The 14,391-nt window shown below is 37.6% G+C and carries 14 protein-coding genes; 8 read left to right on the top strand and 6 right to left on the bottom strand.

Annotated features, from left to right (window positions below; genetic code table 11):
- The first annotated feature begins 139 nt into the window (after nt 1-139).
- The 4 genes from GBI66_RS15690 to GBI66_RS15675 all read left to right on the top strand — a co-directional run bounded on the left by GBI66_RS15690 (nt 140) and on the right by GBI66_RS15675 (nt 2,686).
- Nucleotides 140-931, top strand: coding sequence for a DUF4882 family protein (locus GBI66_RS15690; protein WP_151716732.1), 792 nt, complete (start codon nt 140-142; stop codon nt 929-931).
- 42 nt (nt 932-973) lie between these two features.
- Nucleotides 974-1,672, top strand: coding sequence for a DUF4882 family protein (locus GBI66_RS15685; RefSeq protein WP_151716731.1), 699 nt, complete (start codon nt 974-976; stop codon nt 1,670-1,672).
- Nucleotides 1,673-1,785: 113 nt separating this feature from the next.
- Entirely contained in the window at nt 1,786-2,067 is a 282-nt protein-coding gene (locus GBI66_RS15680) for a hypothetical protein (protein ID WP_032857678.1), read from the top strand.
- A 73-nt stretch (nt 2,068-2,140) separates the two neighbouring features.
- Nucleotides 2,141-2,686: an isochorismatase family protein gene (locus GBI66_RS15675; RefSeq protein ID WP_228267304.1), complete on the top strand. Its 546-nt coding sequence runs from the start codon at nt 2,141-2,143 to the stop codon at nt 2,684-2,686.
- A gap of 114 nt (nt 2,687-2,800) precedes the next feature.
- Here GBI66_RS15675 and GBI66_RS15670 read toward each other — a convergent pair whose 3' ends face one another.
- The 5 genes from GBI66_RS15670 to GBI66_RS15650 form a co-directional block, all read right to left on the bottom strand.
- Entirely contained in the window at nt 2,801-4,207 is a 1,407-nt protein-coding gene (locus GBI66_RS15670) for a molybdenum cofactor biosysnthesis protein MoeA (RefSeq protein ID WP_151716729.1), read from the bottom strand.
- A gap of 339 nt (nt 4,208-4,546) precedes the next feature.
- The gene (locus GBI66_RS15665) at nt 4,547-6,205 is read right to left on the bottom strand and encodes a hypothetical protein (protein ID WP_228267303.1); all 1,659 of its coding nucleotides are present in this window, start codon (nt 6,203-6,205) and stop codon (nt 4,547-4,549) included.
- A 346-nt stretch (nt 6,206-6,551) separates the two neighbouring features.
- On the bottom strand, nt 6,552-7,619 hold the full coding sequence (locus tag GBI66_RS15660; protein WP_151716727.1) for an AraC family transcriptional regulator: 1,068 nt from the start codon (nt 7,617-7,619) through the stop codon (nt 6,552-6,554).
- Between the two features lie 195 nt (nt 7,620-7,814).
- Nucleotides 7,815-8,687: an NAD(P)-dependent oxidoreductase gene (locus GBI66_RS15655; RefSeq protein ID WP_151716726.1), complete on the bottom strand. Its 873-nt coding sequence runs from the start codon at nt 8,685-8,687 to the stop codon at nt 7,815-7,817.
- A 3-nt stretch (nt 8,688-8,690) separates the two neighbouring features.
- Nucleotides 8,691-9,776: an alpha/beta fold hydrolase gene (locus tag GBI66_RS15650; RefSeq protein ID WP_151716725.1), complete on the bottom strand. Its 1,086-nt coding sequence runs from the start codon at nt 9,774-9,776 to the stop codon at nt 8,691-8,693.
- Nucleotides 9,777-9,911: 135 nt separating this feature from the next.
- Here GBI66_RS15650 and GBI66_RS15645 point away from each other — a divergent pair, with 135 nt between their 5' ends.
- From GBI66_RS15645 to GBI66_RS15630, 4 genes are all read left to right on the top strand, one after another.
- Entirely contained in the window at nt 9,912-11,099 is a 1,188-nt protein-coding gene (locus GBI66_RS15645) for an O-succinylhomoserine sulfhydrylase (protein WP_005188642.1), read from the top strand.
- 12 nt (nt 11,100-11,111) lie between these two features.
- Nucleotides 11,112-11,441 (top strand): YbaB/EbfC family nucleoid-associated protein, encoded by a 330-nt coding sequence (locus GBI66_RS15640; RefSeq protein WP_005188639.1) that lies wholly within the window; start codon nt 11,112-11,114, stop codon nt 11,439-11,441.
- An 83-nt stretch (nt 11,442-11,524) separates the two neighbouring features.
- The gene (gene recR / locus GBI66_RS15635) at nt 11,525-12,121 is read left to right on the top strand and encodes a recombination mediator RecR (RefSeq protein ID WP_005188637.1); all 597 of its coding nucleotides are present in this window, start codon (nt 11,525-11,527) and stop codon (nt 12,119-12,121) included.
- A gap of 290 nt (nt 12,122-12,411) precedes the next feature.
- On the top strand, nt 12,412-13,554 hold the full coding sequence (locus GBI66_RS15630) for an HRDC domain-containing protein (RefSeq protein ID WP_005188635.1): 1,143 nt from the start codon (nt 12,412-12,414) through the stop codon (nt 13,552-13,554).
- Nucleotides 13,555-13,574: 20 nt separating this feature from the next.
- Here the strand turns inward: GBI66_RS15630 and GBI66_RS15625 are convergent, their stop codons facing one another.
- A complete protein-coding gene (locus tag GBI66_RS15625; protein WP_151716724.1) occupies nt 13,575-14,309 on the bottom strand; it encodes a bifunctional 2-polyprenyl-6-hydroxyphenol methylase/3-demethylubiquinol 3-O-methyltransferase UbiG in 735 nt (244 codons plus the stop codon).
- Nucleotides 14,310-14,391 lie beyond the last annotated feature (82 nt).

Raw genomic sequence — 14,391 nt, 5'->3', positions numbered from 1 at the left:
TTGACCCATGCTCAGGCGTGGGTTTTTTATGCGCACTATCTCCATGAGTAAAATGAAAACGGTATCCATTCATCTGTTTTTACTCACTAATTTAATGAAAAATGTATACTGAACGTTCTATTATAAAAAAGGAAAATAAATGAAAAGGGTAATTCTAGGAACATTTGTTACTGCGATGACTACAATAAGCAGCTTTGCTGCTTGTACATATAATCTTGATGCAACATCAGCAGAAGTATCAGCGATACCAACTACAGTACCAACGTTAAAATTTCCAATTGTTTCAAATCAAAAAAGCTCATTTCAAGTTGCAAGTAATGAAGCTGATACATACAAAATCAAAATGTTTTTTGCGACCAGCTCTAATACAGCACAGCAATTAGCTATCAGTAATCAATCTTTAATTGGAGATAAAAACATAGTTACGAGTGGGCAAAGTGCTTTCGAATTCTTAATTAATAGCTTTGCTAATGCACCTGCTACAGGTGATACATTTATTGCCATTGGTTATAACATTGTACTCACTGATACAACGAATGGTCTAAAAATAGGAAATATTTATGTAATTAATGACTCAGTATCAGGAAGCTATATAAAAGTTAACTTTAGTGATGTGAATGGAGGTAATGAGACTACAAATCTATATCCAGTTGCAATTTCATCTATCCCTGGCTTAAGAATTGGTTTGTTTATCAACCAAAACACAAAGCAAATAGGTGTAAATATTAATGGAGTTAATAAAGGTTATATTTCGTCATTTAATGGAGTACCCAGCAAAATAAGCTTTTTTACGTCTGGTTATACAATCAATGTTAAAAATAATGATCCTAATATTGGGCAGACGATTTCAGGTGAGTTAATTACTGATAGGAGCAAAATAGGTTTGACTTATGCTTTGGGTACAACCGATATCTGTGGAATAGTACTTTAAACTATTTATATATACTGAACTATCATTAAAAAGGAAAATGAAGTGAAAAAAATATTTATAGGGATGGTGATCGGTACGGTATCAATCAGCAGCGTATTTGCAGAGTGCACTTTAGGAGCGATGTCTATAGATGCTGTAGGTGGACCTTTACCATCGAGTAATCCACTTGATTACGTAAATTATACTTCCCAAAAAATAAAAACTTATACAGCTAATTTTAGTTTAGAAAGCGCAGCAACAACCTCTACTCCTAAATCTTTACCTCTTAATTCTCAAATTGTTGCTTTTGAATATAAAGTTATAAAACCTACTGGACTAACTGGAAATGAGGTAGCTGCTGGATGGGCTCGCCATTTTTCGCCTACGAATGGTGGTTTATTGATCGCGCCAATAAGTAATAATAATGGAGGAATAGCAATGTTATTTGGCTCGGGTGATCATTTACCAACAACTCGGGTGGATGAGCAAATTCCAAATGCGAGCAATAGGTTTGGTGTCTATATAAATAAACAAACCAAACAAGTGGGGTATATCCTTAACGGTGTTAATAAAGGATATCAATGGTCATACACCAATCCAATTACTGAGTTGAGTTTCATGATTGCATCTGGTTTCGATGGATTTCTCTCAACTTCCACAAAATTAAATCAAGAAGTATCAATTGAACTAATTACAGATAGTGAAAAATTAGAATATTCATATCCTACAGGTACAACAGACATTTGTGGAACTATGCTTTAAATTTCACCTTAAAACAATTAGTTAAAATAAAGCTCAATAGGAGGGTTTTCTTCTAATGACTTTATTTTAACCGTTTGGTAAATTAATTGCACTAATAACAAACGGCTTATAAAATGAAATATATAATTTTTGCAATAATTTCAGCATTAATATCAACAACTACTTTTGCACGAGACACGAATTCAATGCGCTCCTCATATGAGCTTGTTAATGTAGGGGATAGCGAAAGTGACTTGCTCAGGAAAATGGGAAAGCCTTACCCAAGATATTTCATTCACAAAGAAGGTCGTCGCTCATGTGAGGCTACAGAATATGTTTATGAAATTGATATGCAGATCTACACGGTTCTGGTTTGTAATGGAAAAATTTTCAAAATTGATGTGAATACTAAATAAGCCCTATGACCAAATTGATCTTGAATCAATAGAGGAGACTGCTATTTCAATTCAAGCAAATATTGTCGATGCTTTGATTGTTGTTGATATACAAAATGCTTTTGTATCAGGTGCGGAAGCAGTACCTGCATCAAAGCAATTGCTTGCTTCAATCCGTATTCTAATTGCCAACGCGAGATCGGCTCATGTGCCAGTGATTTTCCTGCAAAATGATGGCGAGGTTGGAGCTTTAGATGAACCATATCAAGTTGGCTGGGAGTTATTTTTTCCTCCACAGCCACATGAAGTTACTATACGGAAAAGTGAAGATAGTGGTTTTAAAGGAACATCACTTCAACAAATTTTGGATGATCATCAGGTTAAGTCTATAGCCATATGTGGTGTTCTATCTGAGATGTGTGTTGCTGCAACTGCACGTGCTGCATTAGAGCTTGGTTATGCTGTACTGTTACCGCATGACGCCCATGCAACGTATGACGTACCAGCAGGACCAGGATCAAATGGTGTACCTGCTGCTATGGCGGCGAGAGTAGCAGAGTGGTCTCTTGGAGATGAAATCAGGATTTGTGCCTCGGTGGATGAGGTTGTCTTTATTGAGCGAAATAATGGTTTTATGTAGCAACAGAAAAATGTCTCATTCTGAATCTTTTGAACTATAAAACGAATAAAAAGCCATAACCTTGTTAGTTATGGCTTTTTATACATTGCACAACTTTAATTATTCAATTTGCACCTAATCAATCTTTATAAAATGAAGCATTTCATTTGATTGAATTGGTTGCTCTGCAAAAGGAACAATCACAATACAATTTGCAGTAAGAAACGGTTCTACCTGATATGTGTGCTGTTGTTCAACGACCTCTAATGAATATTGACCATCGTCTTGCAATTGATATTTACCCCATAACAATTTTTTCTTATTTTGATCGGGCTCAATTTTATGTTTAGCACGACCTTTTATAAATATTTTGTTGAGAAAGTCGGGATCATGTTTATTTAAAATATACTTCACCATGAAATGCATGAGTAAGGCAATATCTTGCATATCACCAGGTAAATTAATGATTGTTGTTTTATCTTCTGTAATGATGACTTTTAAGCCTTTATGGTTACCCTGATCATCGTATATTTGAACCGTTTCACGTATGGGAGGTGTTCTAGGCATACTTCTAATAATGCTCATTTCATTAGCAGGGATAGAGCGTGTTTGGAAATTTGAGGTCATACTGCCAGGATCAAAGGCAGAAAGTCTACCGATTGAAAATACTGAGCCACCAATGTCCTTATGAGAACATAGAATCATCACATCAAAATTAGGAATATGATCTTCAAAAAATTGATTATAATCCTCCCAATTTGTTGTTAATGAATCATCTAAAGTAGGATCTTCCTCCTTCTTAAGACTATTAAATGCGGAATCATAGCGCTGTGGTTTAAGCAGTTTAATCTCGATCTGTTTATAGCCCCACGTTTTCAATACGTCTTTAACATACAAGCTTTCTTCACAACGTGTATGCTCGTCGTCAAAGTTATGCATACTAACAACGAGAATTCGTGGATCTCTATAAATTGTCAGTTGTTTAATTCCAGCGCGTCTTAGCGCAATCAATTTTTCTGGTGAGATTTTCTCATTTTTAGCTAAGATCAGATCACCTTGTTTAATTACGCTTCCTTGTTGGATGACACCTTGCATTAAAGATATTGGCGCTATAATTTTTTTATTATCGTAATCAGAAACATCTAAACGCTCATCGTCTTCTGGAATGATAGCATCAACAAATTCAGGTAATTTCGTATATTGTGGAATTTTGAGTAGATTTTTACCTCTTAGATCTAGTTTATATGGGTTCACTGATCGATAGAGTTGCGGCCCCCAGAAGTATAAATGATCAATTAATACAGGATTTTTTTTACTTGCAATTTGAGTTGATTCTGAATTAATTGACCAGCCTGTGTATGCTGATAATTGATGGGGTGGATAATTCTGTAAGGCGTGAACATCATGAGCATTTACTTGATTAAGTGCTGTTTCTAAGTCTACAGTATCCTTTAACTCACCTATAGGAAGTTGCATAAAGAGGCGATAGTAAATTGTAGTAAGATCATAGGGAAGATTTTCTGGTACTGGGAGTTTGCGCATAAATATATAAGTCCAAGAGATAAATCTAATTCGAGATACCTCTTTAAATTAATAATGAATCAGAAGTTAAAAAGAAGAAAAGGTTATCTAAGCTTTAAAAAATTTAATGATTAGCTGTATAGACTTTTTATTGTCTATTTCAGTCGGTAGAAATTTCATTATTCCCTCAAAAATATGTTATGAATTATTAAAATATAAGATGAATAATTTTAAGTAAATTAAGTGTTTTGAACAATCGTAATTTGATATAAATAAAAAGAATGTTGATATAAAAACCGCTCTGTTGAGCGGTTTTTAATATTTTAACCTAAGGCTATAAAAGATAATCAGCCTATTCTATTATTCACTTACAGCATTTGGGGCATCTTCTACACCATTATTAATTGAGTGAGAACAAGTCAGTTTTCCATTCTCGCTTGCTATTCTCCACGCCGTATAAGGTCCATCAATTTCAGTTTTGGTATGGTTTTGTAAAGCTAAAACTGTATCGCCAATTGCAAGTAACTGATCTCTCATGAGATTGAAATCAATTGCATCTTTGCCAAATGAAGGTGCCCAAAGTGACCATGGTCCTGAAATCGTAGCCATGGTTGGAATTAAGTTTTGATGTGATGCATTTCCAATACCGCCGAAATTACACTGTTTAGGTGAACGTTGAGTGTTGGGAACATCTTGCCCAGTCGCTATCATGACTGTCGGTAATTTACGTCTTTGTGCTGCTTCAATTACGACTTTTTGCATCAAAGCATGGTCTTCAGGAACAAACCAAGCTTGTGGCTCCGATTTACCTGTAAAAGCTAAAGTCCGTCCAAAACCACCGTCTTGTCTAGGTTTGGCAATGATCTCACGCGTTCCTAAATGTTCAACAGCAAAAACGAAGCTGACTTTACCTGCTTTATATTCTTGATTCAGTTGTTCCATATATCTAAAAGTTCCTTCTTTAGACATATGCAGATGGGCTGTATTAAATGCAAACTCGTAGGTTTTAGGTCGGCATTTTAATGGTAATTTTGCAAAATATTGCGCCAACGCAAGCATACCGCTTACACCATTTTCTTGTACCCAAGTATTACCATCTGTATTTGCAACAAATACGATTTTTTCACTGCTTTGACCGGGTAGCGTTGCAATCAAATTTCGAGTCGTTGTTGTATCTCTCTCAGCTTGAACAATAATCTTAGCCTGAGTGTTTGCCGATGCAAATTGTTTTACTTCAGCAAGTTCATCCGAACCTAAAAAGACAGCAGGAAGCTTATAATGCAAACCGTTATGTGGATCGAAGTAATCTTGTATTTGTTCTCTAGGAACGTCAAACCCAAGAATCACACCTGCGGCGCCAACCTTGCCAGCCGCGATGAGATCTTTATTCATTAACTCGCCCGCTAAAAAGGGTTTGTCATATCGTTGTGCTTTGAGTTCATTCAGAGATTGACTTAAATATTTAGCAAACTGAAATAAAAATATATAAGGAGGCGCAACGACATTGGCATATACGGGGTCTTGTGACGTTGGAATTTCACGTACGATAATTTTACCTTTATGTTCAGCCGTTATTGGTTGATTGCTTGCTAGGAAAACCAATTGCCCCGTGTTTCCTGTTAATGTTGTACCGAATGAATAAGGAACAGCCCCAGCAATCGGAATCTCTTTACCATTAACAGATAACTGCCCTGAGCGAAATAAACTGCGTCCTTTACCATTCTCAGCACTGAGTAAGGGTTGCCAACGTTGAATCTCATAACTGTCTGACTGAACATGCATATTGGGTATTTTCTTCGCTTCAAGTTCAATCCAGTCCACCAATTGTTGGTGTGCTTGGCTACCAGTCGATCGCAATTGTGCTAATTCAGGACCAACTTGTACGAGTTTTTCTAAAGTCTTAGCATCAGTAAAAGATGCTTCATCCATGATTGTTGGACATGAACTTCCTGTTTCAGGGGAAATCTCTGCCGTACTGTGATTGTCTCCACCACAACCTGAAATTGAGATTCCGAGCAAGATTAATACTAACGATTGCTTGTATTTTGATTTGCTTTCATATTAACTCCCTTTGCTTCACCCAAATCCGTGCATAGCTTTACATCAGAAAATCATGATCGGCATGTCTTAGGGTAAAAGATCCTTGTAAAATAACGTTATGTCTCTTTTTGTTTTTCTTCGAATTTTCAACACAACAACGAAGCGGGCAATATCATCATCAAATACCCTTGAAATAAGTATTAAGACGATTGATGTCCTCTTATTTCATCATATTATTAATTTATGCGTGAAAAATAACGCATCTGAGCCACATCATTTCTAATATAGGACAAATGAGCGAGGATCAGATCATGGAGAATAAAGTTTAGATTTCAGCCATTTTTGCCTTAGAATTTTTACGATATTGGTTTGGCGTCAAATTTGTTTGTAATTTAAACCAAGTAATAAAGGAATGACTGGTATAAAAGCCCAATGCTTTAGCAATGAATAATATGGAATGTTGATAATTCTCTAAATAATTGACTGCAAGCTCGAATCGGACTTTATCGAGTAGATCACTATAAGAACTTTGTTCGAGTTGTAATTTTCTACTTAAGGTTCTAACCGTCATACCTAATTGCTCCGCGACATTTTCGCGAGAAAGGCGATCATGAGAGAGGAGTAAATAAATTTGTGACTTAACTTGTTGAGTAAAAGTTTGCTCAAATTTTTGTTGTTCTAATAGTTTCGAGGCAAATAATCGCACACTATCATACAAGCCTGCATTGCCAGTTTTTAAGGTCATATTTAAAGACTTAGGATGTAATAATAAAGCTGTTTCCGGTTGATTAAAGTGGACAGGGCATCCAAAGAACTCATCATAATATTTTTGCAATTCAGGTTTTGGTAAGTTATGGGTGAAATGAACTGCCTTAAGTATAGAAAAATCCTCATTTCGAACCAGACTGATTAAGCTTATCCACCACAATAAATTATACTCATTCGCACAGCGGCTGAATATTAGATCATTTGATCTACATTTCCACTTCCAATAGACAATTTCAGGGCTAACTTGTAGGGATATATCACCAATACATCCGATTAATGGCTGAAATTCTTTTAATGTTTCTATGGCTTTATTTAAATTAGCAGATAAGGGTACTAAGTGTCCCAACACACCATAGGCGGTGGAATCCATTTTTTTGAAAAAAGCCAATACGATCAATGGATCATTACAAATCGAGTATGTATAGGCTACAAGTTTTTCAAGGTAATGAAGGGATATACACTGATTTGAATCATGCAATAGTTTCTCTGTAAGGCCACTGTGTAATAGTAACGTTTGTCTATCAATTCCAAAAAAATTAGCGTGATCTAAAAAGTGATTTATTAGGCCAACCAATACTTTTATTTCACAAGTTTCATTAAGTTTTCCATGTAATTCAATGGCCATCCTTACCATCCTAGATAACTTTCCTCTAATGACTAAAAATTTTAAATCACGATAATCAGATCGTTCAAAGGCTATATTATATCGAAAGAGACATTTTGGACCTGCTGACCGTAGAGTAGCAAATTTACCCTCATAAAAAACCGCTCTAAAGAGCGGTTTTAATGTTTTAAAAAGATTTTTTACACTAAAATTTTCTTATTTCAGCGTAATTTTACTCCAAGATTCATACATTTTAACGGCTGCCGAGAAGTCACTATCGGGTTCAGCCGTGAGGTTAGCCGCCTGAATCAAACTTTGCGTTAACGATAGAATTGGAGCAGGGAGTTTGGCATCCTTGACGAGATCAAGAGCGATACCTGTATCTTTCGCCAGTAATGGAAGTCCAAACGTCACAGGAAACTCTCGACTTAATACACGTTGTGGAAAAATGGTTTCTGTAACTAAACTTTTGCCGCTAGAAGCATTTATACAGTTCAAAGCCGCATCTAGATTGACACCATGTGCTTTTAAGGTACTAAAACCTTCGGCAACAGACCACAAATTCACAGCGAGCAACATATTATTAATAGCTTTCACCGCAAAGCCCGCACCAGATTCACCAACATGCTGAATTAATTTACCAACTGCTGCCATTGCAGGGTAAGCACGTTCAAAAGCATTGACATCACCGCCAACCATAACGGTTAAAGTTGCATTTTCAGCACCAACGGTTTGTCCACTGACAGGTGCATCTAAAAAGTCCACATTTTTAGCTTTCAATTTCTCAGCCAGACGGCGTGCAGCTTCAGGCACGCCACTGGTACAGTCAATCCAGATCGAACCTGATTTGATCTCAATATTTTCAATTAAGGCTTCAACATCATCACTTGTGGGTAAACAAGAAAAGATAACATCGGCCTGAACCGCTTGAGCAAGTTCAACGGCTTGAGTTCCAAATTCTGTTGCATGTTGTTCTGCTTTACTAAAATTTCGATTCCAGACATAAACGTTTTCGAAATATTTAGGAAGATGCGCTGCCATACGATAGCCCATAGCACCTAAACCAATGAATGCAACAGATTGAGTCATACTTTACCTTTTTATTTGCGTCGATCGTTCGGCTAACCATGTCACCAGCGTTGGCCAGAACTCAATGTAACTGTTTTGACTGGACATTAAACCTAAGTGCCCGCCAGGGATAAGAGTAAACGTGACATCTTGGCTGCTTGTCAACTGGGTCAGTGGAAACGCAGACTCAGAAGTCACAAGTTGATCACCTTTACCTGCGCCCACGAATAGAGAACAATTGATGTTCTTTAATTCAATGGTTTTGTTTTTAAGCTGAATTGCGCCGTTTTTTAAAGGGTTCTGCAACCAAACATTAAACAACATATCTTGGTTCACACCACCTGGATAATCAATCATGTTATTTAAGAAATGGCTAAGCGTCGCATCTTCTTGTACCAGCTTCAGATTATCTAAGTTTTTCAGTAATTGTATATTGCCATCAATCCAGCCTTTAGGGTCTAACAGCTTGAATCCAAGCGAGTTTAGGAAGCCGGGTGAGTGAATCATTAACTTTGGTAAACGGTTATAGATGTAATCTTTAATGGTTGGGTTACGGGTGGTGAGATACGCCAAAGTTTTATAGAGTTTGCCAATATAACCCGAAGCGTAGCTATCGATTGGGCTACCTAAGACCACAAGGTTTTTCACCACACTTGGCTGATGGCGAGCGGTATAAAGCGTGACAAAAATTCCCGCCATACTCCAACCGTGTAGTGAAATTTTTTCAGATTTGGAATGCTGCTGAATGGCTTCAATACATTTTGGAATAAACTTATCAATAAAAGATAAGAAGTTAATTTGATAATTTTTATAGGTGAGTTTACCCCAATCAATGAGATAAACATCAAAACCACTTTCCTGAAAGTGTTTGACCAATGAACGATAAGGATATAAATCATAGATATCCATATTGATTGCTAAAGGCGCGACAAAAACTAAAGGTTCTTTATAACGTTTGTTCTCTGAAGCGTAGAAACGAACACGGGTTTGTTTAAATTGCGCAATCACTTGATACGGTGTCGATTGAGACAAAACCAGTTTGTCGGCATCGAATACACGCATAGCCAGATGTTTAAAATTTATTTTTTGCTGTTCCACAAGCGATTTCATCTTAGATTGTCTCATCATGAGTCAAGATTGCACGAAGTCTAAGCGATAATTTCATCTTACGCCTTGACCTTAAATACCCTAGGCGATCAAAATATTGGCACATTTAATCATTATGATCATAAGGCATACAGAACGATGAATCCAAGCGATGATTTAGAATACCAATTAGAAACACTGGCAATTCGCACAGGGCATGATCGTACCTCTGAAGGTGAGCATAGTGAGCCAATCTTTCTGACCTCATCATTTGTGTGCGAAAGTGCTGCCGATGCTGCTGCAAAATTCTCTGGGCAAATTGCTGGTAATACTTATTCACGTTATACCAATCCAACTGTACAAGCTTTTGAAAAACGTTTAGCGGTACTTGATGGTGCAGAACGTGCAGTGGCGACCAGTTCAGGCATGGCGGCAGTCCATGCGATGTGCATGGCCTATTTAAAAGCGGGCGACCATGTCATTTGTTCTCGTGCAGTATTCGGTTCAATCATCGCTTTATTTGAAAAATATGTAGCGAAATTTGCAGTTGAAGTCACCTTTGTAGATTTGGATGATCTCGAAGGCTGGAAACAGGCAATTCGTCCAAACACGCGTATTCTCTTTATTGAAACGCCGTCTAATCCTTTGGCACAAGTGGGTGATATGCAGGCAATTGCTGATATAGCACATGCCAATGGTGCTTTATTTGCTGTTGATAACTGTTTCTGTACGCCAGTATTACAACAGCCGATTAAGTTTGGTGCGGATTTAGTGCTTTATTCAGCAACGAAATATATCGATGGTCAAGGTCGTGCGCTTGGTGGTGCAGTTGTTGGTAAAAATGACCTGCTTGAAGAAGTAAATGGTGTGATCCGTACTTTGGGTAATTCGATGAGTCCATTCAATGCATGGATTTTCTTGAAAGGCTTGGAAACACTGAGCATTCGTATGAAAGCGCATTGTGAAAGTGCGCAAAAACTTGCGGAATGGCTACATCAACATGAAAAAGTTGAAAAGGTGTACTACGCAGGTTTAGCTGATCATCCTGGGCATGAGCTGGCGAAAAAACAGCAAAAAGGTTTTGGCGGTGTTGTATCTTTTGTAGTAAGAGGTCAACGTGAAGGTGCTTGGACTGTGATCGATAACACACGTTTCTTGTCGATTACCAGTAATCTAGGTGACGTTAAGTCAACAATTACGCATCCAGCAACCACCTCGCATGGTAGAATGTCGGCTGAAGCTAAACAAGCTGCAGGAATTGAAGAAGGTTTGATTCGTGTGTCTGTTGGTTTAGAAGACATTGATGATATTATTCGCGACATATCACGCGGTTTAGATTTAATTTAACGAGAGAAACTTATGAACATTAATATGCTCATGCAGCAAGCTCAGCGCATGCAAAAAGATATGGAATCAAATCTTAAAAAAGCCAAAGAAGAGCTTGCAAAAACTGAAGTTCATGCGGAAGCAGGCGGTGGTTTAGTTAAAGTAACCATGACTTGCCGTAATGTGGTTAAGCGTATCGAAATCAGTCCTGATTTATTACAAGACGAAGCAGATATGATTGAAGATTTGATTGCTGCTGCGATGAACGATGCTGCGCGTCAAGTTGAAATTATTTCTGAAGAGAAGCTACAAAGTGCAAACACAGGCATGGGCTTACCACCAGGTTTATCTGGTTTATTTTAAATCCCTCCCAGCCTCCCTTTTTTAAAAGGGAGGAGTACCCCTCTTTAATGAAGAGGGGTTAGGGAGATTATGAGAGTTAATTTGTGTTTAGTGAAAGATTTGAACAATTAGTTCAAGCATTGCGTATTTTACCAAGTGTTGGTCCCAAATCAGCACAACGTATGGCATTACATTTGTTAATGAAAAATCGTGAAGGTGCTTTTGCATTGTCACATGCCTTACATGAAGCATCTAGCCATATTCATGAGTGCCATATTTGTCATTCATTAACAGAAAATGAAATCTGCGATATTTGTGCCTCGGCAGAGCGCGATGAACAATTGTTATGTGTGGTTGAATCACCCGCAGATGTAATGGCAATCGAGCAGAGCGGCAGTTTTCGTGGAAAGTATCATGTTCTCGGTGGACATCTTTCTCCATTGGATGGTATTGGCCCTGAGGAAATTGGGATTCCTTATCTCATTCAGCGTCTCAGTGCAGGGCAAATTCAAGAAGTTATTTTGGCGACCAATGCCACTGTTGAAGGACAGGCCACGGCGCATTATCTGGTTGAAGCAACCAAACATTTACCGATTCATATGACTCGAATTGCACAAGGCGTACCACAAGGTGGTGAGTTGGAATATGTGGATAGTCATACTTTGAGCCAAGCTGTACATAACCGTATGCGAATGAAATAATAGCTTTCATTCGCATTTTTTTATATTTATATTAAATTCATGCTGTTAATTTAAACAAATAATTAAATTTTACATATTGTCTAACATTATCGTAGATCTATTTAGCATGATTTGTGGCACTATGAGCAAGCGAAAAGGATTTTCGTTTTTTGATAAATGGAAGAGGAGTGATTTCATGTTTTGTATATGGAATACCAGTTATTTTTTTTGTATTTGATTTCAGTTGAGCAAGGACTGGTACTTAACAGTTCTATTGCGCATGGTTCTATATTATTTTTATTTGAGCACACATGTTTCAGTTTATCCAACAGCAAAATGATTTAGCTGTTCTCCTCAGCCAGATGGAACAGTGTTCTGTCTATGCACTTGATACTGAGTTTATTAAGGTAGATACCTTATATCCTAAACTTGGTGTCTGCCAAATCAATTTAAACGGTCAGATTGTATTACTTGATGGTGCAAGCTTGGATTTTACCGAGTTTTGGCCAAAAATTTTTGCTGCACAACAGAATGTTTTCCATGCGTGTAGTGAAGATATTGACCTGATCTATCATTATGCAGACCAAAAGCCATTAAATAATGTATTTGATACCCAAGTTGCACTGGCATTTTTGGGGCATGGTTTACAGGTGAGTTATCAGAATGCACTGAAGACCTGTTTGAATATTGAGATTGAAAAAGATCAAACCCGTTCAGATTGGCTAGCAAGACCATTGACGCAAGAGCAGATGTGCTATGCGGCGAATGATGTGATTTACTTGACCAAACTTGCTGATACGTTGAAAAATGATCTGAAAGTGAAGGGGCTGTATCAATACGTATTGGAAGATTGTCAGAATCTCACCAAAGAAATTGCTATTGAAACACCATTGGCAGAACTATATACCGATATTGGTAATTATCGACATTCACGCCGTGAATTGATGCAACTGCAGCAATTGAGTATATGGCGAGAACAGATTACCAAGGCATTGAATCAGCCACGTAGTTTTATACTTAGAAACTCGACCATGATTGATTTGGTGGAAAAGAATCCACGTAATAATTTTCAATTGGCACGTATTAAAGATATTCGTCCAAATATTGTACGTGAGCATGGCAAGATGATTCTTGATTTACTCAAGTTCTTGCCACCTGAAGAAGAGTGGCCATTGCGTATCGCTAAACCGATAAAGAGTAATTCTAAAGAAGTTGCACCTAAAATTGATGCACTGATTGAAAGTGTAGTCCTAAAAACGGGAATACCGAAAGAAGTATTATTGCGTAAGAAGTGGATGAATGCGATCTATGAGCATGTGGTATTCCGTTTAGATGAGCAGTCCTTACCGAGTTATTTAATGGGCTGGCGTTATGACATTCTGACGCAACCATTGATTGCGTTGTTAAAAGAAGATATTGAATATTTAGCGATGCAAATGAAAATTGCACGTTAGAAAATCAAAGAGCTAATTTATTAGCTCTTTTTTTTAGCTTTGATGATGAGCATCATGGGCCGTCTCAATTCATTTTGCCAACCAAAGCTTGCAACCATTTCTGCAGGTGGTGTTGGTTCAATCACTGCTGTAATTTCAAAACCTGCCGTTAATAAAGCTGTAATATGAGTTTCTATTGTTCTGTGGTATTTCACAACTTTCGCATCTAGAAAATGGGTTTCTCTTTTGCCTTGTTCGAAATAGTGATCAACAGGCCAGTGCATCGGCTGTTGCTCTGCATCATAGTACCAATCTTGTTGTGCGCGGGCTGTGAAAATAGGGTGTTCAACCGAATAGTACAATTCGCCTTGAGCCGTTAGTAATGATGCCGCCTTGGCAAACACAGGCTGGATATCTTGAATATAATGCAAAGCGAGAGAACTGATTATGACATCAACGCTTGCTGTATCTGCCACATAGTCTTCGATCGCGGTTTGTTGATAATCTACGTTTTGCGCTGATGTTAAGAGACGTGCTTTTTCAAGCATTTTAGCGGATAAATCAATTCCGATCACTGAACGAGCACCGTGTTCAGCAGCAAACTGACAATGCCAGCCATAGCCACAACCTAAGTCTAAAACTTTTTTGTCTTTTAACTCAGGCATATGTGCTTTAAATGCTGACCACTCACCCGCAGCATTTAGTCCATGCACGGAACGAGGCATTTTTGAGTATTCGGTAAAGAAGTGCGGATCATCATATTTGTTTTGTTGCATCGTTGTTTCATCTAAAAATCATGGTCTGATTATGACATTCTGCGCGGATACTCGGGAATAGGCTGTATTGTAAATAAGGAAA

The organism is Acinetobacter sp. TUM15071 (assembly GCF_008980925.1).
GTDB classification, from domain to species: Bacteria; Pseudomonadota; Gammaproteobacteria; order Pseudomonadales; family Moraxellaceae; genus Acinetobacter; species Acinetobacter dispersus.
Note: the sequence above shows the minus strand (reverse complement) of the source record. Positions and strands in the feature narration are given on the sequence as shown.

Excerpts from the sequence above, each read along its gene's own strand:
- GBI66_RS15660 (WP_151716727.1), bottom strand. The coding sequence starts at position 7,619 with ATGGCCATTGAATTACATGGAAAACTTAATGAAACTTGTGAAATAAAA.
- GBI66_RS15670 (WP_151716729.1), bottom strand. The coding sequence starts at position 4,207 with ATGCGCAAACTCCCAGTACCAGAAAATCTTCCCTATGATCTTACTACA.
- GBI66_RS15630 (WP_005188635.1), top strand. The coding sequence starts at position 12,412 with ATGTTTCAGTTTATCCAACAGCAAAATGATTTAGCTGTTCTCCTCAGC.
- GBI66_RS15645 (WP_005188642.1), top strand. The coding sequence starts at position 9,912 with ATGAATCCAAGCGATGATTTAGAATACCAATTAGAAACACTGGCAATT.
- GBI66_RS15655 (WP_151716726.1), bottom strand. The coding sequence starts at position 8,687 with ATGACTCAATCTGTTGCATTCATTGGTTTAGGTGCTATGGGCTATCGT.
- GBI66_RS15625 (WP_151716724.1), bottom strand. The coding sequence starts at position 14,309 with ATGCAACAAAACAAATATGATGATCCGCACTTCTTTACCGAATACTCA.
- GBI66_RS15680 (WP_032857678.1), top strand. The coding sequence starts at position 1,786 with ATGAAATATATAATTTTTGCAATAATTTCAGCATTAATATCAACAACT.
- GBI66_RS15640 (WP_005188639.1), top strand. The coding sequence starts at position 11,112 with ATGAACATTAATATGCTCATGCAGCAAGCTCAGCGCATGCAAAAAGAT.
- GBI66_RS15690 (WP_151716732.1), top strand. The coding sequence starts at position 140 with ATGAAAAGGGTAATTCTAGGAACATTTGTTACTGCGATGACTACAATA.
- GBI66_RS15650 (WP_151716725.1), bottom strand. The coding sequence starts at position 9,776 with ATGAAATCGCTTGTGGAACAGCAAAAAATAAATTTTAAACATCTGGCT.